We start from the raw sequence: 25,427 nt of genomic DNA on the forward strand, positions 1-25,427 counted from the left end.
GTTCCGATCAGGGACGGGTGAGCGGGCCGCGATCGGCCAGCTCGACATCACGGTTGTAGCGGTACAGGCGGGCGGGACGGTGGCTGCCGGTACGGAAGCGCTCCGTCGGGATGAGGGTGTTCGAGGTGTCGACCTGACGACGGAAGTTCGCCGGGTCGAGGCGGCGGCCGAGGATCGTCTCGTTGACCTCGCGCAGGTCGGCGAGGGTGAACTCGTCCGGGAGCAGTCCGTGGGCGATCCGGCTGTAGCCGACCTTGTTGCGCAGACGCCACAGCGTGTACTCGACGATGTCGTTGTGGTCGAACGCCAGCGCGGGCAGCCGCGTCGCATCGAACCACTCGACGTTCTCGGGGGCGTCCCCGTCGCGGGCGTGCGCGGCGACCTGGGCATCGACCTCGTCGGCCCGCAGCAGCGCCCAGTACAGGATGGACACCACGCGAGTGGGGGAGCGGTCGACCGCGCCGAACGCGTACAGCTGCTCCAGGTAGCTCGGCGTGAGTCCCGTCGTCTCGGCGAGGGTGCGGGATGCCGCGGCATCCAGGCTCTCGTCCGGGGCGAGCCATCCACCGGGCAGTGCCCACCGGCCGCCGAACGGATCGCGCGTGCGGCGGACGAGGGGGAGCGACAGCACCGGGTCGTCGTGCTCCCCCCGGCGGACGCTGAAGATCACGGTCGAGACCGCGACGCGGATGCCGTCGTCGCGGGTGGTGTCGAGCTCACTTCGTGTCATGGTGACCATATCTCCGCGACGATCTTAGTGTCATATCGACTCGAAGGGCAAAGCCTCGTCGCTCCGGCTGTCTCACAGGGGTGAGCCGTACGCTGGCCGGAGGACTCTGGAGGTGCGGATGCCGATCATCGACATCGCCCTGATCGCGCTGCTGGCGATCGCTTTCATCGTGGGCATCGCCCGTGGCTTCCTCGCCACGGTCGGCTTCTTCGCCGGTCTCGCCGTCGGCGGGATCGCGGCCTACTGGGTCACGCCGCTCGTCGCGCAGTACGTGACGGACCCGCAGTGGCGCGGCGCCGCCATCCTCGGCGCAGGCGTCCTGCTGCTGATCATCGGCGCCGGCATCGGCAGCACCATCGGCCGCGCGGCGCGTCGCGGCGTCGACCGCATCAAGCTGCGCGTCCCCGAACGACTCCTCGGCGGGGCGATGAACCTGGCCGCCGGGGCGCTGGCCCTGTCCTTCATCGCGGGCGCGATCACGACCGCCGGCATGCCGGTCATCTCCGCCGCCCTCGCCTCGTCGACGGTCGTCCGCACCATCGACCGCATCACCCCGGAACCCGTGCGGGTCGCGCTCGCCGAGATCCGCGGAACGATCCTCGGCGACGGCATCCCGCGCCTGGGCGAGCTGATCGAGATCGGCGAGATACCGACCGCCCCCGAGATCGCCCTCGACGACCCCGCGCTCACCCGGGCGGCGCAGTCCGTCGCCCGAATCAGCGGCACCGCCTACGCGTGCGGCATCACCGCCAGCGGGACCGGGTTCGTCGTCGCGGACGACCGCGTCGTCACCAACGCCCACGTCGTCGCGGGAGTCGACGTGCCGCTCGTCGAACTGCCCGGCCAGGCCGCCCGCGAAGGCCGCGTCGTGTACTTCGACCCGAACGACGATCTCGCCGTGATCGCGGTGGACGGACTGGATGCCACCCCCCTGACGATCGTGCCGACCCTCGGCGTCGGCGCGGCGGCGGTCGTACAGGGCTATCCGTACGGCGGTCCGTTCACGTCCGGCAGCGCCCAGGTGCTGTCGGTGGGGACCGTGCCGGTGCCCGACATCTACGGCACGGCGACGGCTCCGCGCGACATCTACGCCCTCGGCGGGATCGTTCGACCGGGCAACTCCGGGGGACCACTGCTCACGCCGTCGGGTGAAGTCGCGGGTGTGGTCTTCGCCCGGAGCGAGGACGACGAGAACGTCGGTTACGCCATGACGACGACCGAGCTGGACCCCGTCCTCGCCCAGGCGGGCTCTCTCTCCGCGGCCGTCCCCGCCGGGAGCTGCACGACCGGCTGACCCGGTATCACCCGCGGTCCGCCGCTCCACCTCTCCCCGGACTCGCCTGCCGGGGGTGCATACGGTCGCCGCGTGGATGAACGGTATGCGATCGATCCAGCGGGGTTCCTCGACCTCTCCTCCGCCGTGGCGAAGGGTCTCGACGAGCTGAGGCGGACGGTGGATGCCGCGCGCTCCGCGCTGCGCGACGTCGGCGAGGCGCTCTCCCGAGCGAATGGACTCGCCGGCGCCTACGACGCGCTGACCGGACCGGTGGGACGCGGCTGTCGGGCTGCGGTCGAGCACGGGGGAGCGGTCCTGGGGGCGGCGCAGGAGGCGGTCGCCGCCTTCTGCCGGGCGGACGCGGAGATGGCGGCCGAAGCCACCCGGAGGGAGACGGCGAGCGGCGCGGACGGATGGCGTCCATGGTGACCTCTGCCGCCGACGTCCCGGACCTGCCGATAGATCCGCAGGCGCTGACCGCCGAGGTCGAGCGGTTGCGGTCCGGCGCGGCGGCCGTGCACGCGGCGTCCACGGATGTGTCGTCGGCGTGGAACGGTCTGCCCGCAACGGTCGAGTCGCCGCAGACCACCGAGCTGCTGTCGCAGATGCAGACCGTGCACGAAGCGATGACGGCGACGGTGGAGATGTCGGTGCAGGTCGCGGACATCCTCGACCAGGTGGCGGAGCAGATGCTGCGACTGAAGCAGCAGCGCGACCAGCTCGCTGGTGAGGTGGAGGCGCACCAACGGATGGTCGCTGCCCTGGACATCGACGAGGCCTCCCCGGGCGCCGGGACGGATCTCCAGGAACAGAGCCGGCACCTCCGTCGACAGATCGACGCCGTCATCGAGGAGGCCCGCTCGGACCTCGCGCGGCTCGGAGTGCCGCCGTGGGCGGTGGCGCGATTCGGCGACCGCGCCGTGACCGTCGGGCCACCGGTGCCGTTCGCGACGCGGGCGGCGGCGTTCAACGACGATACGACGTTGATCTACCTCGCGGCGCTCGCCGCGGGAGACGCCCGCCACGTCGAGGACCTTCTGCGCCGGCATCCGGAGTGGCGGGACCTCCTCGAGAACAAGCCGCCGTCCGCGGAGGCCGTCCGGCAGTGGTGGGACACGCTCGACGATCGCGCGCGCGCCGCGCTGGTGGCGGGGGCGCCGGAGCTGGTGGGCGCGCTGGGCGGGGTCCCGCCGCTCGACCGCGTGGCCGCGAACCGGCGCAACGCGCAACGTCGACGCGCCGAGGCGGCGGCGGAGTTGGCCCGGCTGGACGCGCCGGGGGAGTTCGAGCGGGACGCGGCGAATCTCGGACCGGACGCCGCCGAGACGGTGCGGGTCGACCGGCGCGCCGCCGTCGACCGGCTCCGCGCGGAGATCGCCTACCTCGACCGCGTCGATAAGGGTGAGGTCCAGCTCTTCCTCTTCCGGCCCGAGGACGACGAGATCGTCGAGATGATCGGCACGCCCGGCCCCGATACGGCCCGCGTCCTGACGTACGTGCCCGGCACGTTCACCACACGTCATTCGTTCTATCGCAACGAGGTGCAACAGGTGGCGGGGTGGATGGTGGAACGTGGCGCCGTGGACGTGGCGTTCGTCTGGAAGGGGACCGAGTTCCCCGGCGACGACGAGAACTCCGGCATGACCGGGCAGGCCGCGGGCATCCTTGAGGCGAATGGGCAGGAACGGGCAGCGCCGGCGGCATCCGACCTCGCGGGCTTCCGGACCGAGCTGGACAGCGACGCGTCGTTGAAAGCCGCGAGTCAGATCGGCATGGGGCACAGCTGGGGGTTGGTCCCGCTCACCGGAAGCGAGGCGGCCGGGGTGCACTACGACCAGGTTCATTCGCTCGCCGGTGCGTGGGTCCCGCCGGACTGGACGGCGTCCGGGGGTACCGACTACTTCCACTGGAGCTACGTGGACGCGCTCTCGATGGCGCAGGATGTCCTGCCGGTAGGCGAGGGCCGCAATCCTGATACGAGTCAGAGCTTCGAGTCTCACGTGTTCGCGCGGCAGGGGGACTTCCGGGCATCCCTCGATGATCCGAATGTCCTGGATCCGGTCGGCATTCCAGCGACAATCCACCCGCTCTTCAACCACAACTTAATCGCCCAGGACAGCCCGTCGAACCTGCCAGCGCTGAATGAGATGCGTAGGAGAATTCTTGATGACTGATCGGAAATGGCTGGCTGTTGTATTCGTCACCGTGTCTTTCATCGTGACGCTCTCCGGATGTAACGGAAGGACGAACGTGAATGACGAATTGACCGTTTCGGATGCGAAAGCCTCCACTCAGGCGGTGGAGCGTGAAATCGTCGAGAGGCTGCCGGGTGAGTACGTGGGCACCATCGAGCAGCTGGCGGCCGGATCTTTCCTCAGTTGTGTGGACGGCAGTTACCTGTGGTCGGGTTTCATCCGGGCGCAGATCACCGGTGACCCGGACGTGGCCACGCTGCTCGACCCCGTTATGGCGAAGTTTGAAAACAAGAAGGGATTTGAAGCGCGATACCGTGAAAGCCTGGGCGACCGTGTTCTGGACATCTCCAACGAGGACGGTGCGTTGTGGATTGTCAGCTATGAGCCGGCGCGTGCGGAATTGTCGGTCGATTCCGCTTCGGCTTGTTTTCGTCTCCCCGACGAGATCTGGCCCGGGGATCATTATTGACTCGAGTACGGACGTCGACAATCTCGCGGCGCTGAACCCGATGGCGCGGAAGGTGGCGCCGTAATGAGACCACGAGCTCTCGCAGCGGTGATGCTGACGCTGATCCTCGTCACTGTCGTCGGATGCGGAACAGGATCGAACGGGACGAAAATCTCACACTGGTCGATGCGAAACGTTATCTCTCAATCAGGTGAGCGCGAGATCGTGAGCGCCCTGCCTGAAGGCCTTGTCGCAGACATCAATCAGATGGACAAGGGATCCTTCCTGCAGTGTTCCCCGGACGGCGCGCAGCGATGGTCGAGTCATCTGACAGCGACCATTCACAGCGACCCGCTCCCAGGGGCCGTGATGGATGCGTTAGCCGACTACTTCTCCGCGAAGGAGCGATACGCCATCGGCCGTCGCACGCATGACGGTGAGCCCCTCCTCGATATCGCGACCGCTTTTGGTTTCCTCTCGGTCCTCCGCTACTGCGACGACCGCGACGAACTGTCCGTCGACTCGTTCTCCGCGTGCCTGCGGATGCCCGACGACATCTGGCCGGGGAGTCCATGTTGACCGCGGGGCGGTTACAGGGAAAGCTGCCGGCGAGATTTCCCGTCTGGACGCTTCGGGCGTGTTCGAGCGCGACGCGGCGCAGGTCGAACCTGACGCAGCCGCCACCGTGCAGGACGCAGGGCGCACCGCGCTCGAACGGCTCCGTCTGGAGCTCGTCCTTCGACTCGCATGTCTTCGATCTGCCTGGTGACTTCGCGGTCTCGTTCCAAGACCCCACGGTGCCTGACCCCACATTCGTGCCCCTCACGACCCATCCGCTCTACAACCACAACCTGATCGCGAGCAATAGCGAGGAGAACCTCGTCGCGCTCAATGAAATTTGGGGGGTGATCAAGAAATGAGGCGAGTATTGCCCTCCCTTGTCGTGACGATTGTGGGCCTGACATTCATACTTTCAGGGTGCCTGAAGGAGCAATCCGTGGTGGACAATGACCTCACGGCTGACGAGGCGAAACAATTAACTCAATCGGTGGAGATTCTGATGGCCGACGCCATCCCGTTGCCTTTTGTCGATAATGTCGCGCAGAAACCGAAGGGGCTGTTCCTCTCCTGTGGTCGAGGCGGCCATTCCTGCACGGGTTCCCTTCGCGTCGAGATCATTGGAAACCCGGAGGCTGAGGAGGTGTTAGGCCCGGTCGTCGCCAAGTTCGCTGGCCGAGACGACTTCTGCACGTCGACGCGTGAGGCGCAGGGGGACGCCATCGTAGACGTCCGAAATGAAGAGGGGGGTCTCTGGATCGTGCGTTACCTGCTCGAAGATGGTCTCGTCGTGATTCACTCCGGATCGCCCTGCTTCCACCTCCCCGACGACATTTGGCCCGGCGACCACTATTGACCCGTTCTTCGCTTGAGTTGCAGGTATCGACGGGCCCCGCGTGGCTTCCGACAATGGGGGTTCGTATTGAAACACGGAATCCCGGCTCGCTTCTCGGCTTTGGCGACAACTGTCCTGGCGGCGACGATTCTGTCGGCATGTGCACCCGGTGGGGCTCGCGTGAACGAGGATTTGGATGTCGCCGAGGCGAAGAGAGTGACGCAGGCCGTCGAGAATCAGATCGTCGACGCCGTACCCGCGCAGTTCGTCATCTCTCGTCATCAGATCGAGGCGGGCTCCTTCCTGAGCTGTGGTGACGGTGGTCACTCGTGGTCCGGGTTCGCTGCGGCGGAGATTGCCAATGACCCAGACCCCGGGGCTGTTCTCGACCCCATTGGAGCTGTTCTCGCTAGGCAATCGGGTTTCGCGACGGCATCTCGTGAGGATCAAGGCGACCAACTGCTCGACGTGCGGAGCGACGATGGCACGCTGTGGATCGTCCGCTACGACCGCGTCCGAGCAGAGCTTTCGGTCAACTCCTTCTCCGCATGCTTCCGCCTGCCCGAAGACATCTGGCCGGGGAGCCCGTATTGACCGCGGGGCGGGGCTGTGAGCAGCGGCGACAGCCAGTAGGCTGAGCCGCACAAGTCCACACGGCCCCATGATCGATGCGGGAGAGCTCCGGCGAACGCAGCCGGGCACCGAAGGAGCAAGCCTCCCCGCCAATCTCTCAGGTACGCGTACCGCGTCGATCGGGCCACTCTGGAAAGAGACCCGGATGCACCTTCCCGGGTCCGCCGACGGTGAAAGCCGCGCGTTCCGCGCGGTGAAACTCTCAGGCCCATGACAGAGGGGGAGTTCATTCAGACGCCGCCCGGCGTCTGACCGTCATCGCGAACGGCAGAACTCATGACCGACACCCCCGCTCCACCGCGCACCTCGCCGCTGCACGACCGGCACGAGGCCCTCGGCGCCTCGTTCACCGACTTCGGCGGCTGGAACATGCCCGTGCGCTACACCTCCGACCTCGCCGAGCATCACGCCGTGCGCCGCGCCGCGGGCCTGTTCGACATCTCACACATGGCCGAGCTGCTCGTCCACGGCGAGGCCGCACCCGGCTTCCTCGACTACGTGCTCGCCGGCCGCATCTCCACGATGAAGATCGGGAAGGCGAAGTACTCGCTCGTCCTCGCGGACAGCGGCGGCATCGTGGACGACGTCATCGTCTACCGCACCGGCCCCGAGAACTTCCTCGTCATCGCCAACGCCGGCAACCGGGATGCCGTCAACGCGGCGTTCGACCGCGCCGCGCAGACCTGGCCGACCGCCCGCGCCTTCCTGGCGGAGCGCGCGGACGGACACGACTTCGCCCTCGTCTCGGGCGCGGACCTGCCCGTCGTCGAGGACGTCACCGACCAGTACGCGCTCATCGCGCTGCAGGGACCGGAGGCGCGCGGCATCCTGAGCTCCACCCCGAAGGTCGAGATCACCGGGACCGCCCTCGACGACCTGGGCTACTACGCCTGGACCGACGGGACGTTCGACGGCGCTCCGCTCTTCGTCGCCCGGACCGGTTACACCGGGGAGGACGGCTACGAGCTCCTCGTCCCCGTGGCCCAGGCTGGTGCGCTGTGGGACGCCGTGCTCGCCGCCGGCGGGGACGCGGGACTCGTGCCGTGCGGCCTCGCGGCGCGCGACACCCTACGCCTCGAGGCCGGGATGCCGCTCTACGGACACGAGCTGTCCCGCGACATCACGCCCGCGCAGGCCGGACTCGGTCGCGTCGCGGCATCCGACAAGCCGGTCTTCGTCGGCAAGGACGGCCTGTCGTCCGGTCCCGCGGACGCTCCCGTCCTGGTCGGGCTCGTCTCGGAGGGGCGCCGCGCCGGCCGCGCCGGATACACCGTCCTCCAGGGCGACACCGCCGTCGGCGAGATCACCAGCGGAGCCCTCAGCCCCACGCTCGGACACCCCGTCGCCATGGCGTTCGTCACCCCGACGTCCGCCGCGCCTGGAACCGAACTGACCATCGACGTGCGCGGGACCCGCATCCCCGCCACCGTCACCGCCCTGCCCTTCTACCGGAGAAACGCATGACCGACCTCACCGCCCTCAGCTACACCTCCGAGCACGAGTGGATCGCCCTCGACGGCGACATCGCGACGGTCGGTATCACCGACTTCGCCGCAGAGAAGCTCGGCGACGTCGTCTTCGTCGACCTGCCCTCCGCCGACGCAGCGGTCGCCTCCGGCGACGTGTGCGGCGAGATCGAGTCGACCAAGTCGGTCGGCGAGCTCTACGCGCCCCTCGACGGCACCGTCGTCGAGGTCAACGACGCCGTGGTGGACGACCCGTCGCTCGTCAACGCCGACCCGTTCGGCGACGGCTGGCTCGTCAAGATCCGCATCGACGGCGGACTGCCCGACGGCCTGCTCGACCGCGCCGCCTACGAGGAGCTCACCGCATGAGCACCCTCCTCCCTCCGCGCACCGCCGCGGGAACGCCCGCCGTCTTCGTCGACCGTCACATCGGCATCGACGCGGACGCGCAGGCCCGCATGCTCGAGGTCGTCGGCTACGACAGCGTCGAGGCGCTTGTCGAGACCGCCGTGCCGGCATCCATCCACGTTCAGCCCCGCGCGACGAGCTCGCTGCCCCCGGCCGCCACGGAGGCCGAGGCTCTGGCCGAGCTGCGCGCGCTCGCGACCGCCAACCGGAGCGCCCGGCCGATGATCGGCCTCGGCTACTACGACACCCTCACCCCGTCGGTGATCGCGCGGAACGTGCTCGAGAACCCCTCCTGGTACACCGCGTACACGCCCTACCAGCCGGAGATCTCGCAGGGACGTCTCGAGGCGCTCATCAACTTCCAGACGATGGTCACCGACCTGACGGGCCTCGCCACGGCGAACGCCTCGATGCTCGACGAGTCCACCGCCGTCGTCGAGGGCATGCTCGTGGCCCGACGCGCGTCGAAGGCGAAGACCGACGTCTTCCTCGTCGACGTCGATGCCCTCCCGCAGACCAAGGCCCTGCTGCTCCACCGCGCGGCGGCCGTCGGCATCCGCATCGAGGAGACGTCGTTCAGCGGCGACCTCCCCGCGGCGTTCGGCGCGTTCGTCCAGTACCCCGGCGCCACCGGCCGCGTGTGGGACTTCTCGACCGTCGCCGAGACCGTCCACGCCGCGGGCGGGCTCGTCGTGGCCGCGGCCGACCTGCTCGCGCTCACCCTGCTGCGCTCGCCCGGCTCCCTCGGCGCCGACATCGCCGTGGGGACGACGCAGCGCTTCGGCGTCCCGCTCGGCTTCGGCGGACCGCACGCCGGATACATGGCGGTCCGCGCCGGTCTCGAGCGCCAGCTTCCCGGGCGCCTGGTCGGCGTGTCCCAGGATGCCACCGGGCACCCGGCCTACCGCCTGTCGCTCCAGACGCGCGAACAGCACATCCGCCGCGAGAAGGCGACGTCCAACATCTGCACCGCGCAGGTGCTCCTCGCCGTCATGGCGGCGATGTACGCGGTGTACCACGGGCCGCAGGGGCTGACCGCGATCGCCTCCCGCGTCGCGCGGACCGCCGACGCCCTGGCATCCGGTCTCCGCTCCGCCGGCGTCGACCTCGTCGACGACGCGTTCTTCGACACCGTGCGCGCTCGCGTCCCACAGCGTGCGCAGGAGGTTGTCGGACGGGCTCGGGATGCCGGCATCCAGCTGCTCCGGGTCGACGACGACACCGTGGGGGTGTCGGTGGACGAGACCACCACACCGGCCGACGTGGCGCAGGTGCTCGGCGCGTTCGGGCTGCCGTCCGGCGTCGTCGACCTCGACGGCGCGATCGCGCTGCGCGGCGTCGTGGAGGCGCTGCACCGCGTCGAGGAGTTCCTGACGCACCCGGTCTTCCACACGCACCGCAGCGAGACGTCGATGATGCGCTATCTCAAGTCGCTCGCCGACCGCGACTACGCGCTCGACCGCGGCATGATCCCGCTCGGCTCCTGCACGATGAAGCTGAACGCGGCGACGGAGATGGCCGCCGTGTCGTGGCCGGAGTTCTCGCGGGTGCACCCGTTCGCCCCCGAGGCGGACGTGCACGGCTACCTCGAGATGATCGACCAGCTCGAGCGCTGGCTCGCCGAGGTCACCGGGTACGACGCGGTGTCGCTGCAGCCGAACGCCGGCTCGCAGGGTGAGCTGGCCGGCCTCCTCGCCATCCGCGGCTACCACCTGTCCCGCGGCGACGAGGACCGCACCGTCTGCCTCATCCCGTCGTCGGCGCACGGCACGAACGCGGCCTCGGCGATCCTCGCCGGCATGAAGGTCGTCGTCGTCGCGTGCGACGAGGCCGGCAACGTCGACCTCGACGACCTGCGCGCGAAGATCGCGCAGCACGCCGAGGCCCTTTCGGCGCTGATGATCACGTACCCGTCGACGCACGGCGTGTACGAGCACGACGTGCTCGACATCACGCGGGCCGTGCACGACGCCGGCGGCCAGGTCTACGTCGACGGCGCCAACCTCAACGCCCTGCTCGGCTTCGCCCGCTTCGGCGACCTGGGCGGCGACGTCTCGCACCTCAACCTGCACAAGACGTTCGCCATCCCGCACGGTGGCGGCGGCCCGGGCGTGGGTCCGGTCGCGGCGAAGGCGCACCTCGCGCCCTTCCTTCCGTCGCACCCGTTCTCGCAGCGCGCCGCGCACGCGGGCGGGGTGTTCGACGGCGGCCCGGTGTCGGCCGCGCCGTACGGCTCCGCGGGGATCCTCCCCATCTCATGGGCGTACGTCCGCATGATGGGCGCCGAGGGTCTGCGGCAGGCGACCGCCGCCGCGGTGCTGTCGGCCAACTACATCGCGGTCCGTCTGCGCGATCACTACCCGGTGCTCTACGCCGGCGAGGGCGGGCTCGTCGCGCACGAGTGCATCCTCGACCTGCGTCCGCTCAAGGAGCAGACCGGTGTCACCGTCGACGACGTCGCCAAGCGCCTCATCGACTACGGCTTCCACGCGCCGACGATGTCCTTCCCCGTGGCCGGCACCCTGATGGTCGAGCCGACGGAGAGCGAGGACCTCGCCGAGCTGGACCGGTTCGTGGATGCCATGATCGCCATCAAGCAGGAGGCCCTCGCGGTCGCGGCGGGGGAGTGGCCGGCGGACGACAACCCGCTGGTGAACGCTCCGCACACGGCCGAGACGGTCGTGGTGGGCGAGTGGGACCACCCCTACTCGCGCGAGACCGCCGTGTACCCGGTGCGCTCGCTCGTGCGCGGCAAGTACTGGCCCCCGGTGCGCCGCATAGACCAGGCGTACGGCGACCGAAACCTCGTCTGCTCCTGCCCGCCGCCCGAGGCGTTCGCCTGACCCACCGGTAGTGCGACGCCGCGGGGCACCTCTCCTTCGACCGGGGGAGGTGCCGCGCGGCATCCCCTCGATAAACGCTCTCTGCACCGAGAAACGCGCACACCCGGCGTTTCTCGGGGCGGAGAGCGTTTCTCGCCGGCCGGCAGGAGCCGCCCGCCTCACAGCGGGCGGCATAGCGGCGGACGATAGGGTGCCGACGTGCACCACGGGCAGAAACTCGACACGACCGGCCGCCTGCGCCTGACCGCCGTGCTGATCGCCGCGGCGGTCGCCCTCACCGGGTGTACCCCGCCGGAACAGGCGGCGCGGGAGGAACCCGCCGCACCCACGCGGGTGAGCATCGGGGTCGTCGGCGAGCTGACCAGCTTCAACGCGGCGACGGCGACCGGCGACACGGCCGCGAACCGCGCCGTCTCCGCACTCATGGACGAGCGGCTCGGATCCCTCGACGGCGACCTCCAGGTCGTTCCCAACAAGGGGCTCGGCCGCATCACCCGCGTCGAGAACGACCCGCTGACGGTGACGTACGAGATCTTCCCCGACCGCACGTGGTCCGACGGCACCCCCGTCTCGGTCGACGACCTCCTCTTCGGCTGGGCGGTCACGTCGCACTGGTTCGACGACGCGACCTACGACGACGCGGGGAACGTCGTGTCCGGCACCCGCTACTTCGACACCGCGGCGCAGCTCGACGACATCGGCCGGACCGCGCGTCCCTCCGTCGATCGCACGAGCGACACGCTCACGCTGCGCTACGACGAGCCCTTCGCCGACTGGAACCGCCAGTGGCTCCTCGACCGCCCGGTCCACGTCGTGGCCGAGCGCGCCGGCGTGTCGGTGAGCGACCTCATGACGGCCATCCGCACCGCGCCTCCGGGGAACCCCGCGGCCCCCACCACCCCCAATCCCGTGCTCGCCGCCGCCGCGGCGGCCTGGAACACGGGCTTCGACGTGCCCGAGGGCGAGGCGGCCGATCCCACGGCAGCGGTCGCGGCCGGTCCATGGACGGTCGCCGCCGTCACCCCGGACCAGCTCACGCTGGAGCGCCGCGACGACTACGAGGGCGAGCACGAGCCCGAGGTCAGCGAGCTGATCGTCCGCTTCTATCCGGACCGCGCGGCGCAGCTCGACGCCGTCGAGAGCGGGCAGGTCGACCTCGCCAACCTGGGGGACGTGGACGCTTCCGAGATCGCCACACTCGAGCAGGCCGGCGTGCAGGTGCTCGCGGGCCCCACGACGCAGGCGTTGCAGCTCCGCTTCACTCCGGGCACCCTGCCGTCGCTCCGCGAGGCGGTCTCGCTGGCCATCGACCGCGAGGCGCTCGTCGACGACGTCATCCGCCCGGCCCGACCCGATGCGCAGCCGCTGCAGTCGTTCCTCAGCTCGCCCGCGACGGGGGAGCTGTACACGGACCTCGTCTCCGGCAACGGGGCGCCCGGCACGGGCGCCGACGTCGACGGCGCGCAGGCCGCCCTGGACGGCGAGCCCGCGACGGTGCGCATCGCCCACGACTCCGACGACCCGGTGTCGGCGGCGGTGTTCGCGCAGATCACGACCATGGCGTCGCGCGCCGGCATCACCGTCCGCGGTCCCGCCGCCGGCGAGATCCCCGACGCCTCGCTCACCTGGGTGGGGGAGGACGAGAGCCTCTACCGCTCGGCGCGGGATCGACTGGCCCGAGGGGTGGACCCGGCGGACGCCGTCGCCGCCTTCGCACGCCTACGCGTCGAGACCGACCCCGTGGGGGTGCTGGAGCAGGCCAAGCAGATCGACCGCGCCCTCTTCGGCACCTTCGCGGGGGTCCCGCTGCTGGAGCGGACCGGAGCGGTCGCCGTGAAGGACGGCGTCGGGGGAGTGACCTACACGTCCGAGCCGGACGGCGTCCCGCCGGCGTTCTGGGACTGGACGCCCGCGGCATCCTGAATCCCGTCGACCGCGCCGGTCACGACGCAGGCGGGGCGAAGATCGCGGGCCACCAGGCGGCCGCGAGCGGGTAGCCGACGAAGGCGACGATGTCGATGACGGTGTGCGCGACGACCAAGGGCATCACGCGGCCCCACCGTTTGTAGCACCAGCCGAACACGAGGCCCATGACGACGTTCCCGAGGGCCGAGGGCCAGCCCTGGTAGAGGTGGTAGCTCCCGCGCAGGAGCGCGGTCGACACGATCACCCACGTCCACGACCACCCGAGCCGTCGCAGCCGGTCGAAGAGGTAGCCGAGGAAGATGACCTCCTCGGTGAGGCCGGCGCGCAGGGCGGCGAGGACCAGGAGCGCGATCACCCACCACGAGGAGTCGAGCGGCGCCGGGACGACCGCGATGCTCTGCCCGATGGAGCGGCCGATCGCGTAGACGCCGATGCCCGGCGCCCCGATGACCGCCACCAGGAGCAGACCGCGGAGCACGTCGACGCCGAAGCCGCGGAAGTCCAGCCCGATGCGGCGGAGAGCGTTCCCCGTCGGCTCCCACAGCAGGTAGACGACGAGGGCGACCAGGGCGAGCGAGAAGAAGATGTCGAGGAACTGGTAGACGGCGTCCCAGACGGGCTCCGCCGCGCGCGACGGGTTCAGCTGCGCCTGCTGCTGCGAGATCGGCGCCCGCAACGACGCCCGCAGGAACGACACCATCGAATAGATCGCGGACTGCCCGACGCTCACGAGCAGGATGAGCGCGATCTCCCACCCGAGTCGCCGGCGGGCGCGGTCACCGGGGGCGAGGGCCGGCGGGAACGGTCCGGTGGGAGCGTCGACGGAGGGATGCCACTTCACACCTGCGATTCAACACCGCCCCGGCCGCGGCCGGTCCCGGCATCCGGCAGAACATGGCCCGTCCATAGCGGGTGTTCGAAAAGGTCTCGAATTCCGCCGAGAAGGCCAGTCTGCGCACTTTGCTCTGCACATCCGGCCACAGGTTAAAGGTGTGTAACGGTTGCCGCCGAAGTTTTGACCATCGCGAATCGTTTACTTATCGTTTCCCTATCCCCGGCCGCCCTTTCCCTCGGGCGAGCGCGGCCGAAACCCGCACCTCACCAGGAGGACACGTGTCCGAATTCACGCGGCGCAACCGCGCACTGACGGCGGGAGCAGGAGTCGCGATCGCGGCCCTCGCCCTCGCCGGCTGCACGACCACCCAAGACAGCAACGGTGGCGACTCCGGCTCGAGCGAGGGTGGCACGATCACCATCGCGACGACCAACGCCTTCACCTCGTTCAACGGCGACACCCCCGAGGCGAACCTCGACACCAACGGCATGGTCGGCTACCTGACCGGTGTCAGCGGCGGCCTCGGCCTCGGCGGCTTCCTGCGCCTGGACAGCGACTTCAGCGTTCTCCCCAACACCGACTTCGGCACCTACGAGACGGTCTCCGAGGACCCGCTCACGGTGAAGTACACCCTGAACGAGGGCCTCACCTGGTCCGACGGCGAGCCCATCAACGCTGATGACATGCTCGTCAACTGGGCCATCTCCTCGGGCTACTACGACGACGCGGTCCTCGACGCCAGCACGGGCGACGTGACCAACGGCGGCACGCAGTACTTCAGCCTCGCCGGCAGCACCGCCGGTCTCGACACCACCTCGTTCCCGGAGATCGGCGACGACAACATGTCGATGACGATCACCTACGGCACGCCCTACGTGGACTACGAGCTGTTCAACCCGATCGGCAAGCCGGCCCACGTCCTCGCCGAGAAGGCGGGCGTCTCGGAGGCCGACTTCATCGAGCTGCTGAACACCCTCCCCGAGGGCAACCCCGAGGCCCCCGTCGAGACCAACGCGACGCTCAAGGCCGCGGCGGACTTCTGGAACACCGGCTACGACGTCACGTCGATGCCGACCGACGAGAGCCTCCTCGTCGCGAGCGGTCCGTTCATCGTGACGGACTTCACCGCGGAGCAGAGCATCACGCTCGGCAAGAACCCCGAGTACACGGGTGACATGTCGCCCGCCTACGACCAGCTGATCATCCGCTTCATCGGCGACTCGAACGCGCAGGTCACGGCCCTCCAGAACGGCGAGGTGCAGGCCATCCAGCCGCAGGCCTCCGCCGACACGCTCACCGCGCTCGAGAACGCCAACGCCACCGTGCACTCCGGCGACCAGCTCGCGTACGACCACGTCGACCTGAGCTTCGGCGGTGTCTTCGCCGACGCCAACGTCCGCGAGGCCTTCCTCAAGACGATCCCGCGTCAGCAGATCCTCGAGTCCATCGTCACCCCGGTGAACCCCGAGGCCGAGGTCCTGAACTCGCAGATCTTCCTGCCGACGGACGGCGACCAGTACACCACCGCCGTCGAGGCGAGCGGCTACGACCAGTACACGGAGCCCGACATCGAGGGTGCCAAGGCGCTCCTCGCCGGTGCCACCCCGACGGTGCGCATCCTCTACAACACGAACAACCCGAACCGTGTCGACAGCTTCCGCGCCATCCAGCAGTCGGCCCAGCAGGCGGGCTTCGTGATCGAGGACGCCGGCTCGCCGGACTGGAGCTCGCTCCTCGGCAGCGGCAGCTACGACGCGTCCATCTTCGGATGGGTCTCGCCGGGCGCCGGTAACGCCGCTCTCCCGCAGATCTTCAAGACCGGCGGTGGCGGAAACTACAACAACTACAGCAACGCCGAGGTCGACGCGCTCGTCGACCAGAGCCAGGTGACGGTCGACGCCGACGAGCTGGCCGACCTCAAGGTGCAGATCGACGCCGCGACGGCGCAGGACTTCTACGGCCTGCCGCTGTTCCAGTCGCCGGGTCTGTTCGCCGACAACGGTTCCGTGACCGGTGTCACCTACTTCGGTGGCCAGACGGGCATCGTGTGGAACGCACAGGAGTGGACGCTGGCGGGCTGATAACCCCCGCATAGTCCCTCGTGAGGCGCCGGAGCTCGGCTCCGGCGCCTCACCTCGTGTGCGCGAGGCGACCTTTCCTGCGCGTACGCGACTATCCTTTCCAAGGCGCTTCCCCCGAGCGTCGCCTACCCGATCGAAAGAAGTCCCATCGCGATGGTCGGATTCATCCTCAGGCGCATCGCCGTCTCGATCCTGGTCCTGCTCGCAGCGTCGTTCATCATGTACGTGCTGGCCGCCAACTCCGGCGACCCCCTCATGGACCTGCGCGAGAGCACCGCTGCCAACCGTGACCAGCTCATCGCCGCCCGCGTCGCGGCCCTGGATCTGGACGTGCCCCCGCCGCTGCGGTACTTCCTGTGGCTCGGCGGAGCGGCCAGCTGCCTCATCCCCTTCGCCGGGAGCTGCGACCTCGGACTGACCATCAGCAACGCGCCGGTCCTGGAGATCCTCCCGACCGCCGTCGTCTCGACGCTGCAGCTGGTCACCGCGTCCTTCGTCCTCGCCATCGTGCTGGGCATCGTCGTCGGCGTCGTGTCGGCGCTGCGCCAGTACAGCGGTTTCGACTTCGGCATCACCCTGCTGAGCTTCTTCCTCTTCTCCCTGCCGTCGTTCCTCGTCGCCGTGCTCCTGAAGGAGTTCCTGGCGCTCGGGTTCAACAACTTCCTGCAGTCGGCCACCGCCATCCCGGTCTGGCTCATCGCGCTCCTCGCGGTGATCGCGGCCGTCGTGTGGCAGGCCATGATCGGCGGGGACACGCGCCGCCGGCTGATCGTCGCCGGTGTCGCCGCCGCCGCCACGGTCGCCCTGCTCGTGTACTTCAACGTCACCGACTGGTTCCGCAACCCCGGCTTCGGCCCCGTCGGCCTGCTGCTGCTCATCGCGGGCGTGGTCGTCATCACGACGGCCCTCATCTCGGGCCTCGCCAACCGCCGCGCCCTCATCGTCGCCGCGATCAACGGTGCGATCGCCTACATCGCGTACTTCGCTCTGCAGGGGCTGTTCGACATCTCGACGGTGGCCACGGTCATCATCCTCTTCGTCGCCGCGGTGGCGATCGGGCTCGTGACCGGCTTCGTGCTCGGCGCCCCCGACCGCGGCATGACCGCCCGCATCGGCGCGATCGTGGCGTTCTTCTCGTTCGGCCTGGTCATCCTCGACCGTTACATGCAGTCCTGGCCCGCCTACGTCGGCAGCCCCCGCATCAACGGGCGCCCGATCGCCACGGTCGGTGCCGCCACCCCCGGGTTCTCCGGCGACATGTGGATCAGCGGGATCGACACCTTCACCCACCTGCTGCTGCCGACCATCTCGCTCCTGCTCATCTCGTTCGCCGGATACACGCGGTACGCCCGTGCCGGAATGCTCGAGGTGCTGAACCAGGACTACATCCGGACGGCGCGTGCGAAGGGTCTGCCGGAGCGGACCGTCATCATGCGCCACGGTTTGCGCAACATGCTCATCCCCATCGTCACGCTCGTGGCGACGGACGTGGGCGCGATCCTCGGTGGTGCGGTCATCACCGAGCAGGTCTTCGCCATCCCCGGGATGGGGCAGCTGTTCGTGGCATCCATCCAGCGCGTCGACGTGAACCCGGTGATGGGGTACTTCCTCGTCATCGCGGTCACCGCCATCGTCTTCAACTTCCTGGCCGATCTCGCCTACGCGGCGCTCGACCCCCGCGTGCGAGTGGTCGCATGATCGCCGCCGTCCGATTCCCGGAGGTCTCCCGATGACCCAGATGCTTCCCGAGCCCGCGCACGTGGACGCGCCGGCTCCCGCCGACGAGCGGAACACGGTCGGAGTGAGCCAGGGACGGCTCGTCCTGCGCCGGTTCCTCGCGAACAAGGTCGCCGTCGTGTCCGGCATCCTGTTCCTCCTGCTGGCCGTCTTCTCGATCTCGGCGATCGGCTTCGGACCGGTGCCCGGATGGTGGAAGTACGACTACACGACGCTGAACGCGCAGAACAACGGCGGTGCGCCGACCCTCTCGGTGTTCCCCTTCTCGCTCGGCGACCACCCGTTCGGTCAGGACCGCATCGGCATCGACTACTTCGCGATGACGATGCGCGGCATCCAGAACTCGATCCTCGTGATGCTCATCATCAGCATCACGGGGACCGCGGTCGGCACGATCATCGGCGCCCTCGCGGGGTACTACCGCGGCTGGGTGGACGCGGTGCTCATGCGCATCACCGACGTCTTCATCGTCATCCCGATCATCGTCATCGGTGCCGTCGTCGGTCGCGCGACGGGTGGCCTCGGCGTCATCCCGCTGGCGTTCTTCCTGGCGATGGTGTCCTGGACGACGATCGCGCGCCTCGTGCGGGCGGAGTTCCTGTCGCTGCGCGAGCGCGAGTTCGTCGAGGCCGCGCGCGTGGCCGGGGCGAGCGACGCCCGCATCATCTTCAAGCACATCCTGCCCAACGCCATCGGCGTGGTGATCGTCGCAGCGACCCTGCTCGCGGCCTCGGCCATCCTGCTGGAGACGGCGTTGAGCTACCTGCAGCTCGGTGTGCGTCCGCCGGACGTCTCGCTCGGCCTGATCATCTCGGACAACCAGTCGGCGTTCTCGACGCGTCCGTGGCTGTTCTGGTGGCCGGCGGTCTTCATCGTCCTGCTCGCCGTGCTCGTCAACTTCGTCGGCGACGGCCTCCGCGACGCGTTCGACCCGCGTCAGAAGCGCTTCTCGCTGCGTCGCACGAAGGAGCAGGCCGGCCCGTCGGTCACCGCTCCCGCCAGCACGCAGGCGCGCGTGCACCCGGAGACCCCGTCGTCATGACGGTCGCCCTCCCGCGGGGCCTAGCCCAGGACCACCGCCGCGACGAGACCCGCCGCGCCGGCGACCAGCAGCAGCAGGTTGTCGACGCGGACGGCGGGCTCCACGCGGACGGTCTCGGCGATGCCCGCCTCGACGCGACCCGCGTCGCGGAGCGCGTACCAGCGCGCGCGCACCAGCTCGGCCGCGCGGCCGGAGTCGGTGCCCGGCAGCTCGCCCGGACGCAGCTGCGCGGCGGACGGGTCCTCGCTGCGGCGGTGCGCGCGGGCGGCGCGAAGCGAGCCGGTGGCTCCGGGCGCCGGTGCGGCGGTGGCGCTGATGCGGCGGCCCGGGGTGTGCAGCTGCAGGGCGTAGCGCGTGTCCACGTGGATGAGCGCGGCCCACGGCACGCGGTAGCGCAGCACGATGTTGTCGACCTGCACCGCCTCGTCGTCGACCGTGACGGACGGCGACCACAGGATGCCGGTGACCAGGGCGGCCGCGCCGAGGGCTCCCACGACCACCAGGGCCGGTGCGTCGGTCGCTCCGGGCGTCACGAGCAGGCCGATCGCCACGACGGCGATGATCGCCCAGACGATGCCGCACAGGACACGGGTGAACGTCGAACGGAACGTCTGGCGTGGCATCCCCCGATTCTTTCATTCCCCGATCACTCACTCCCGCTGCGCGGGACCGAGAGGACATTCTCATGAGCACGACCGAGAAGGCCGCTATCCCGGCCCTGGAGATGACCGACCTCAGCGTCGACTTCGCGGTCGACGACGTCTGGGTTCCCGCCGCCAAGCACCTGACGTACTCGATCGCCCGCGGTCAGGTCGTCGCGGTCGTCGGCGAGTCGGGCTCGGGCAAGAGCGTCAGCTCGATGGCCGTGCTCGACCTGCTGCCGCGGAACAGCCGCGTCACGGGCAGCATCAAGGTGAACGGCCGCGAGGTGACCGGTCTGTCGACGTCGCAGATGCGGCAGCTGCGCGGACCGGAGGTCGCCGCGATCTTCCAGGAGCCGATGACGGCCCTGAACTCGGTCCTCACGGTGGGCTCGCAGATCATCGAGGCGCTGCGCGCGCACACCCCGATCGCGCCGACGCAGGCGAAGGCCCGCGCGCTGGAGCTGCTCGACATGGTCGGCCTGCCCGACCCGGCGAAGGCGTTCGCCTCCTACCCGCACCAGCTGTCGGGCGGTCAGCGCCAGCGCGCCATGATCGCGCAGTCCATCAGCCTGGAGCCCGCGCTGCTCATCGCCGACGAACCGACGACCGCGCTCGACGTGACGGTGCAGGCGGAGATCCTCGACCTCATCCGCGACCTCCGCGACCGCCTGGACTCCGCCGTCCTCCTCATCACGCACGACATGGGCGTGGTCGCCGACCTCGCGGACTGGATCGTCGTGATGAAGTCCGGCGACATCGTCGAGCAGGGACCCGCGGCTCAGGTGCTCGGTGCGCCGAAGGACCCGTACACCAAGGAGTTGCTGGCCTCGGTGCCGCGCCTGGGGGAGACCCTCGAGGGCGAGAGCACCGTCGACGTCGTCGAGGCGCTGGCCACGGCCGTCGCCGAGGGCCCGGCCCGCACCGAGGCGATCGCCCTCGCCGCGGCCGCGCCCGAGATCGCGCACCCGGTCCTGCAGCTCGACAACGTGTCGATCGAGTACGGAAAGAAGGGGCGCGTCGCGGCCTTCCGTGCTGTCGACGACGTGACGCTCGGCATCGCGGAGGGCGAGATCGTCGGCCTCGTCGGCGAGTCCGGATCGGGCAAGTCGACCATCGGCCGCGCCGCGATCGGTCTGCAGCCGATTGCCGACGGCCGCCTCGTGGTCGACGGCGTGGACATCTCGAGCGGGTCGCGCAAGCTCATCAAGTCGCTGCGTCGCCGCGTCGGCATCGTCTTCCAGGACCCGTCGTCCTCGCTCAACCCGCGTCTGCCGATCGGCGAGTCCATCGGCGAGCCGCTGCTCCTGGCCGGCGAGGCCAAGGGGGCGGCGCTGGACGCGCGGGTGGAGAAGCTCCTCGACGAGGTTCGCCTGCCGCGCAGCTACCGCAACCGGTACCCGCACGAGCTGTCGGGCGGTCAGAAGCAGCGCGTCGGCATCGCGCGGGCTCTCTCGCTGCAGCCCCGGCTGCTCGTCGCGGACGAGCCGACGAGCGCGCTCGACGTGTCCGTGCAGGCCCGCGTGCTGGAGCTGCTGAGCGAGCTGCAGAAGGAGCACCGCTTCGCCTGCCTGTTCATCAGCCACGACCTCGCCGTCGTCGACGCGATGGCCGACCGCATCGTCGTGCTCAACCGCGGCAAGATCGCCGAGCAGGGCACCCGCGACGAGATCCTCCGCGCGCCGAAGGAGCCGTACACGCAGCGCCTCATCGCCGCGATCCCGGTGCCCGACGTGGAGGTGCAGGCGGCCCGCCGCGAGCTGCGCCACCAGCTCCTCGAGGGCGACGCGACGCGCTGACCGACGTCCGACGAAGGGCGGGATCCTGTGGGGTTCCCGCCCTTCGTCGTCCCCTGCCGGGAGTGTCGCCGCGGGCCGGTAGACTGGCAGGGCCCGATTTCCGGGCGTCACCCAAAACTTCCTGGAGACCCTCCATGGCGCACGCCCTCCGTCCTGACCTCCGAAACGTCGCGATCGTCGCGCACGTCGACCACGGCAAGACGACGCTCGTCGACGCCATGCTCCGCCAGACCGGCTCGTTCGGCGACCACGCGCACGTCGAGGAGCGCGCGATGGACTCGAACGACCTCGAGCGCGAGAAGGGCATCACGATCCTCGCCAAGAACACGGCGATCACCTACAACGGCATCCACACCGAGGTGCCCGTGACGATCAACGTCATCGACACCCCGGGCCACGCCGACTTCGGCGGCGAGGTCGAGCGCGGTCTGTCGATGGTGGACGGCGTCGTCCTGCTCGTGGACGCGTCCGAGGGCCCGCTGCCGCAGACCCGCTTCGTGCTCCGCAAGGCGCTCGAGGCCAAGCTCCCCGTCATCCTCCTGGTCAACAAGACCGACCGTCCCGACGCGCGCATCGCCGAGGTCGAAGAAGAGGCGCACGACCTTCTGCTCGGTCTCGCGTCCGACCTCGTCGACGACGTGCCCGACCTCGACGTCGACGCGCTGCTCGACGTGCCGGTCGTCTACGCCTCCGGCCGTGCGGGTGCGGCATCCCTCACCCGTCCCGCCAACGGCGCCCTGCCCGACAACGACGACCTCGAGCCGCTGTTCGCCGCGATCCTCGAGCACGTGCCGGCCCCCTCCTACGACGACGAGGCGCCGCTGCAGGCGTGGGTCACCAACCTCGACTCGAGCCCGTTCCTGGGCCGTCTCGCCCTGCTGCGCGTCTTCAACGGCACGCTCAAGAAGGGGCAGACGGTGGCCTGGGTGCGTTCCGACGGCACCACGAGCAACGCCCGTATCACCGAGCTGCTGAAGACCCGCGCGCTCGAGCGCTTCCCGGCCGAGGACGCCGGCCCCGGCGACATCGTCGCCATCGCGGGCTTCCCCGACATCACCATCGGCGAGACCATCGCCGACCCCGAGGACGTCCGGCCGCTCAAGGCGATCACCGTCGACGACCCGGCGATCTCGATGACGATCGGCACCAACACCTCGCCCCTCATGGGCAAGGTCAAGGGCCACAAGCTCACCGCCCGCATGGTCAAGGACCGCCTCGACCGCGAGCTCATCGGCAACGTCTCGCTCAAGGTCGTCGACATCGGCCGTCCCGACGCGTGGGAGGTCCAGGGGCGCGGCGAGCTCGCGCTGGCCATCCTCGTCGAGAACATGCGCCGCGAGGGCTTCGAGCTCACCGTCGGCAAGCCCCAGGTGGTCACCAAGCGCGGTGAGGACGGCAAGCTCAAGGAGCCGTTCGAGCACCTGACCATCGACGCCCCCGAGGAGCACCTCGGCGCGATCACCCAGCTCATGGCCGCCCGCAAGGGCCGCATGGACAACATGACCAACCACGGCACCGGCTGGGTGCGCATGGAGTTCGTCGTCCCGTCCCGCGGCCTCATCGGATTCCGCAGCGAATTCCTCACGATCACGCGCGGCACCGGCATCGCCAACGCCATCTCGCACGGCTACGACGACTGGGCGGGCTCGATCACCACGCGTCAGAACGGCTCGATCGTCGCCGACCGCATGGGTGTCGTCACGCCGTTCGCCATGATCGCCCTGCAGGAGCGCATGAGCTTCTTCGTGCAGCCGACCGAAGAGGTCTACGAGGGCATGGTCATCGGCGAGAACTCGCGCGCCGACGACATGGACGTGAACATCACCAAGGAGAAGAAGCTCACGAACATGCGTTCGTCGACCTCCGACTCCTTCGAGTCGATGACGCCCCCGCGCGTGCTCACGCTCGAGGAGTCGCTCGAGTTCGCCCGCGACGACGAATGCGTCGAGGTCACGCCCGAGAAGGTCCGCATCCGCAAGGTCGTGCTCGACGCGACCGAGCGTGGGCGCGCCGCCTCCCGCCTCAAGCGCCAGGATGCCAACGCGTAAGCGTTCCGCACCAGGACGGCCCCGCACGCTTCGGCGTGACGGGGCCGTCGGCGTCACCGGGGCAGGACGTCCCGCGCCGTGGGTCGCGAGCGGGCGCATCGTCGCGTGACGTGACCGGGCGCATCGTCGCGTGACGTGACCGGGCGCATCGTCACGTGACGCGACCGGGCGCATTGTCGCGTGACGCGACCGGGCGCATCGTCGCGTGACGCGACCGGGCGCATCGTCGCGTGACGCGACCGGGCGCGGCCCCGCCGGTGGCCGTCAGCGGGACTCGACCACGCAGACCGCGCTCATCCCGGGGGTGAGCGCCTCGAAGACGTGCGGGACGTCGCCGGCATACGAGAGGTAGTCGCCGGGGGACAGCTCGAACGGATCGTCGGCGGGACCGGCCAGACCCCGACCCGAGACCATGACGAGGTGCTCGATGGTCCCTCGGGGGTGCGCGTCGGACCGGCGGGGCGTGCCGGGCTCGGCGGAGAGCAGGTAGATGTCGCGGCGTGCGTGCGGTGGGCTGGCCGACAGGAGGACCGCGATGTAGTCGGATGCCGAGGACGCGACCGCCGTCGACGCCTCGCCCGCGCGGATCAGGGTGGGGGAGTGGACGCCCTCGTCGACGAAGTCGGCGAAGGGGATCTGCAGAGCGGTGGCGAGCGCCCACAGCGTCTCGACGCTCGGATTGCCGCCGCCGTTCTCGAGCTGCGACACGGTGGCCTTCGCCACGCCGGCGCGGCGTGCGAGCTCGGACACGCTCAGGTCGCGCCGCTCGCGCTCGCGACGCAGGGTCGAGGCGATGCGGTCGCCGAGGTCCGTCATGCGTTCATTATGCCCGTCGATCGTTCGACTTGACGAACGACGCTCAATCGTTCACCATGATGCGCATGCGTTCGTTCTCCCGAACAGCCGAGGGGGCTGCGACCCGACAGGGGCTCGCAGTGGCTCTGGCCACCAGCGCGTACGGCATCTCGTTCGGGGCGCTGTCGGTGGCATCCGGTCTCGACATCTGGCAGACCTGCGTGCTCAGCCTGCTCATGTTCACCGGCGGATCGCAGTTCGCTTTCGTCGGCGTGATCGCCGCCGGGGGAGTCGCCGCCGCCCCGGCGGCCATCGCCTCGGCGACTCTGCTCGGCGTCCGGAACGCCGCTTACGCGATGCGGATGGCGCCTCTCCTCGAGGGCGGGCCGTGGCGGCGGGCGGCGGCGACGCAGTTCACCATCGACGAGTCCGTGGCCGTGGCGCTCGCGCAGGACGCGCCGCGTGCGCGCCGGGTCGGATTCTGGGTGACCGGCATCGGCATCTGGGTCGGGTGGAACCTCTCGACCTTCGCGGGGGCACTCCTCGGCGACGTGCTCGGCGATCCCCGGGCGTACGGTCTCGACGCGGCGGCGGCCGCCGCCTTCCTCGCATTGCTCTGGCCTCGACTGCGCGGCCGTCAGCCGCTGGCCGTCGCCACGGGGGCCGCGATCGTCGCCGCCGCCCTGACCCCCGTGCTGATGCCCGGCATCCCGGTCATCGCCGCCGCGGCGGTCGCCGTGGCCGTCGGGCTGTTCGATCCCCGCCGCCCTACCGTCGCCCCGGTCGGGACGGCGGAGGAGAAGGGGATGCCATGACCCTGTGGACCGCCGTGCTCCTGGCATCCATTCTCTGTGTCGCGCTCAAGGCCGTCGGGTACCTCGTTCCCGCGCGCGTGCTCGAGGCGCCGCGACCCGCGCGGATCGCGGATCTGCTGACGGTCGCGCTGCTGTCGGCGCTCGTCGTCGTGCAGACGCTGGCCGTGGGGGCGGCCGTGGTCGTGGACGCGCGTCTGCCGGCGGTCGCCGTGGCCGCGGTGCTGCTGTGGGCGCGGGCGCCGTTCCTCCTCGTCGTCGCGGCGGCGGCGGTCACCGCCGCACTCCTCCGACTCTGGGGATGGGCAGCCTGAGTCGG

Annotated in this window: 23 protein-coding genes and 2 riboswitches; of the genes, 19 read left to right on the plus strand and 4 right to left on the minus strand. The window is 69.8% G+C overall.

Annotation, left to right across the window (positions count from 1 at the left end; translation table 11 throughout):
- Positions 1-7 precede the first annotated feature (7 nt).
- Positions 8-730, minus strand: a complete 723-nt coding sequence (locus MRBLMI1_RS01855; protein WP_367726442.1) for an NUDIX hydrolase — start codon at positions 728-730, stop codon at positions 8-10.
- 118 nt (positions 731-848) lie between these two features.
- Between MRBLMI1_RS01855 and MRBLMI1_RS01860 the strand changes: the two genes are divergently transcribed.
- From MRBLMI1_RS01860 to MRBLMI1_RS01915, 12 genes are all read left to right on the plus strand, one after another.
- Positions 849-2,024, plus strand: coding sequence for a MarP family serine protease (locus tag MRBLMI1_RS01860; protein WP_367726443.1), 1,176 nt, complete (start codon positions 849-851; stop codon positions 2,022-2,024).
- A 72-nt stretch (positions 2,025-2,096) separates the two neighbouring features.
- A complete protein-coding gene (locus tag MRBLMI1_RS01865) occupies positions 2,097-2,435 on the plus strand; it encodes a hypothetical protein (RefSeq protein WP_367726444.1) in 339 nt (112 codons plus the stop codon).
- Positions 2,429-4,180 carry a hypothetical protein gene (locus MRBLMI1_RS01870; protein WP_367726445.1) on the plus strand — a complete coding sequence of 584 codons (1,752 nt, stop codon included), beginning with the start codon at positions 2,429-2,431 and terminating at the stop codon, positions 4,178-4,180. The genes MRBLMI1_RS01865 and MRBLMI1_RS01870 overlap by 7 nt, the downstream gene beginning before the upstream one ends.
- The gene (locus MRBLMI1_RS01875) at positions 4,173-4,670 is read left to right on the plus strand and encodes a hypothetical protein (RefSeq protein WP_367726446.1); all 498 of its coding nucleotides are present in this window, start codon (positions 4,173-4,175) and stop codon (positions 4,668-4,670) included. The genes MRBLMI1_RS01870 and MRBLMI1_RS01875 overlap by 8 nt, the downstream gene beginning before the upstream one ends.
- 90 nt (positions 4,671-4,760) lie before the next feature.
- The gene (locus MRBLMI1_RS01880) at positions 4,761-5,228 is read left to right on the plus strand and encodes a hypothetical protein (RefSeq protein ID WP_367726447.1); all 468 of its coding nucleotides are present in this window, start codon (positions 4,761-4,763) and stop codon (positions 5,226-5,228) included.
- A 218-nt stretch (positions 5,229-5,446) separates the two neighbouring features.
- Complete coding sequence (locus tag MRBLMI1_RS01885; RefSeq protein ID WP_367726448.1) at positions 5,447-5,569, plus strand: hypothetical protein; 123 nt, start codon at positions 5,447-5,449, stop codon at positions 5,567-5,569.
- 77 nt (positions 5,570-5,646) lie between these two features.
- Positions 5,647-6,063: a hypothetical protein gene (locus MRBLMI1_RS01890; RefSeq protein ID WP_367726449.1), complete on the plus strand. Its 417-nt coding sequence runs from the start codon at positions 5,647-5,649 to the stop codon at positions 6,061-6,063.
- A gap of 159 nt (positions 6,064-6,222) precedes the next feature.
- The gene (locus MRBLMI1_RS01895; protein ID WP_367726450.1) at positions 6,223-6,636 is read left to right on the plus strand and encodes a hypothetical protein; all 414 of its coding nucleotides are present in this window, start codon (positions 6,223-6,225) and stop codon (positions 6,634-6,636) included.
- A 67-nt stretch (positions 6,637-6,703) separates the two neighbouring features.
- Positions 6,704-6,798, plus strand: a riboswitch (glycine riboswitch).
- A riboswitch (glycine riboswitch) is annotated at positions 6,799-6,902 on the plus strand.
- Between the two features lie 49 nt (positions 6,903-6,951).
- A complete protein-coding gene (locus tag MRBLMI1_RS01900; protein ID WP_367726451.1) occupies positions 6,952-8,139 on the plus strand; it encodes a glycine cleavage system aminomethyltransferase GcvT in 1,188 nt (395 codons plus the stop codon).
- Positions 8,136-8,510, plus strand: coding sequence for a glycine cleavage system protein GcvH (gcvH, locus tag MRBLMI1_RS01905; protein WP_367726452.1), 375 nt, complete (start codon positions 8,136-8,138; stop codon positions 8,508-8,510). Before MRBLMI1_RS01900 ends, gcvH begins: the two co-directional genes overlap by 4 nt.
- Positions 8,507-11,392 carry an aminomethyl-transferring glycine dehydrogenase gene (gcvP, locus tag MRBLMI1_RS01910; RefSeq protein WP_367726453.1) on the plus strand — a complete coding sequence of 962 codons (2,886 nt, stop codon included), beginning with the start codon at positions 8,507-8,509 and terminating at the stop codon, positions 11,390-11,392. Before gcvH ends, gcvP begins: the two co-directional genes overlap by 4 nt.
- Positions 11,393-11,590: 198 nt before the next feature.
- Positions 11,591-13,315 (plus strand): ABC transporter substrate-binding protein, encoded by a 1,725-nt coding sequence (locus tag MRBLMI1_RS01915; RefSeq protein WP_367726454.1) that lies wholly within the window; start codon positions 11,591-11,593, stop codon positions 13,313-13,315.
- Positions 13,316-13,334: 19 nt separating this feature from the next.
- On the opposite strand, the gene MRBLMI1_RS01920 is transcribed toward MRBLMI1_RS01915, so the two are convergent.
- Complete coding sequence (locus MRBLMI1_RS01920) at positions 13,335-14,066, minus strand: CPBP family intramembrane glutamic endopeptidase (RefSeq protein ID WP_367727539.1); 732 nt, start codon at positions 14,064-14,066, stop codon at positions 13,335-13,337.
- A 365-nt stretch (positions 14,067-14,431) separates the two neighbouring features.
- Between MRBLMI1_RS01920 and MRBLMI1_RS01925 the strand changes: the two genes are divergently transcribed.
- The 3 genes from MRBLMI1_RS01925 (at position 14,432) to MRBLMI1_RS01935 (ending at position 19,013) form a co-directional block, all read left to right on the plus strand.
- Positions 14,432-16,234, plus strand: a complete 1,803-nt coding sequence (locus MRBLMI1_RS01925) for an ABC transporter family substrate-binding protein (RefSeq protein WP_367726455.1) — start codon at positions 14,432-14,434, stop codon at positions 16,232-16,234.
- Positions 16,235-16,387: 153 nt separating this feature from the next.
- Positions 16,388-17,932, plus strand: a complete 1,545-nt coding sequence (locus MRBLMI1_RS01930) for an ABC transporter permease (protein WP_367726456.1) — start codon at positions 16,388-16,390, stop codon at positions 17,930-17,932.
- 31 nt (positions 17,933-17,963) lie between these two features.
- Complete coding sequence (locus MRBLMI1_RS01935) at positions 17,964-19,013, plus strand: ABC transporter permease (RefSeq protein WP_367726457.1); 1,050 nt, start codon at positions 17,964-17,966, stop codon at positions 19,011-19,013.
- A gap of 20 nt (positions 19,014-19,033) precedes the next feature.
- Here the strand turns inward: MRBLMI1_RS01935 and MRBLMI1_RS01940 are convergent, their stop codons facing one another.
- Positions 19,034-19,636 (minus strand): PH domain-containing protein, encoded by a 603-nt coding sequence (locus MRBLMI1_RS01940; protein WP_367726458.1) that lies wholly within the window; start codon positions 19,634-19,636, stop codon positions 19,034-19,036.
- Between the two features lie 62 nt (positions 19,637-19,698).
- Between MRBLMI1_RS01940 and MRBLMI1_RS01945 the strand changes: the two genes are divergently transcribed.
- Together MRBLMI1_RS01945 and typA are read left to right on the plus strand one after the other, a co-directional pair.
- Positions 19,699-21,453, plus strand: coding sequence for a dipeptide ABC transporter ATP-binding protein (locus MRBLMI1_RS01945; protein WP_367726459.1), 1,755 nt, complete (start codon positions 19,699-19,701; stop codon positions 21,451-21,453).
- Between the two features lie 134 nt (positions 21,454-21,587).
- Positions 21,588-23,501, plus strand: coding sequence for a translational GTPase TypA (gene typA / locus MRBLMI1_RS01950; RefSeq protein WP_367726460.1), 1,914 nt, complete (start codon positions 21,588-21,590; stop codon positions 23,499-23,501).
- Positions 23,502-23,765: 264 nt separating this feature from the next.
- On the opposite strand, the gene MRBLMI1_RS01955 is transcribed toward typA, so the two are convergent.
- The gene (locus MRBLMI1_RS01955) at positions 23,766-24,317 is read right to left on the minus strand and encodes a helix-turn-helix domain-containing protein (protein WP_367726461.1); all 552 of its coding nucleotides are present in this window, start codon (positions 24,315-24,317) and stop codon (positions 23,766-23,768) included.
- Positions 24,318-24,382: 65 nt separating this feature from the next.
- Between MRBLMI1_RS01955 and MRBLMI1_RS01960 the strand changes: the two genes are divergently transcribed.
- The gene (locus tag MRBLMI1_RS01960) at positions 24,383-25,111 is read left to right on the plus strand and encodes an AzlC family ABC transporter permease (protein ID WP_367726462.1); all 729 of its coding nucleotides are present in this window, start codon (positions 24,383-24,385) and stop codon (positions 25,109-25,111) included.
- Positions 25,108-25,422, plus strand: coding sequence for an AzlD domain-containing protein (locus MRBLMI1_RS01965; RefSeq protein WP_367726463.1), 315 nt, complete (start codon positions 25,108-25,110; stop codon positions 25,420-25,422). The genes MRBLMI1_RS01960 and MRBLMI1_RS01965 overlap by 4 nt, the downstream gene beginning before the upstream one ends.
- Positions 25,423-25,427: the final 5 nt, after the last annotated feature.

This window comes from Microbacterium sp. LMI1-1-1.1 (assembly GCF_040815675.1).
Lineage (GTDB): Bacteria > Actinomycetota > Actinomycetes > Actinomycetales > Microbacteriaceae > Microbacterium.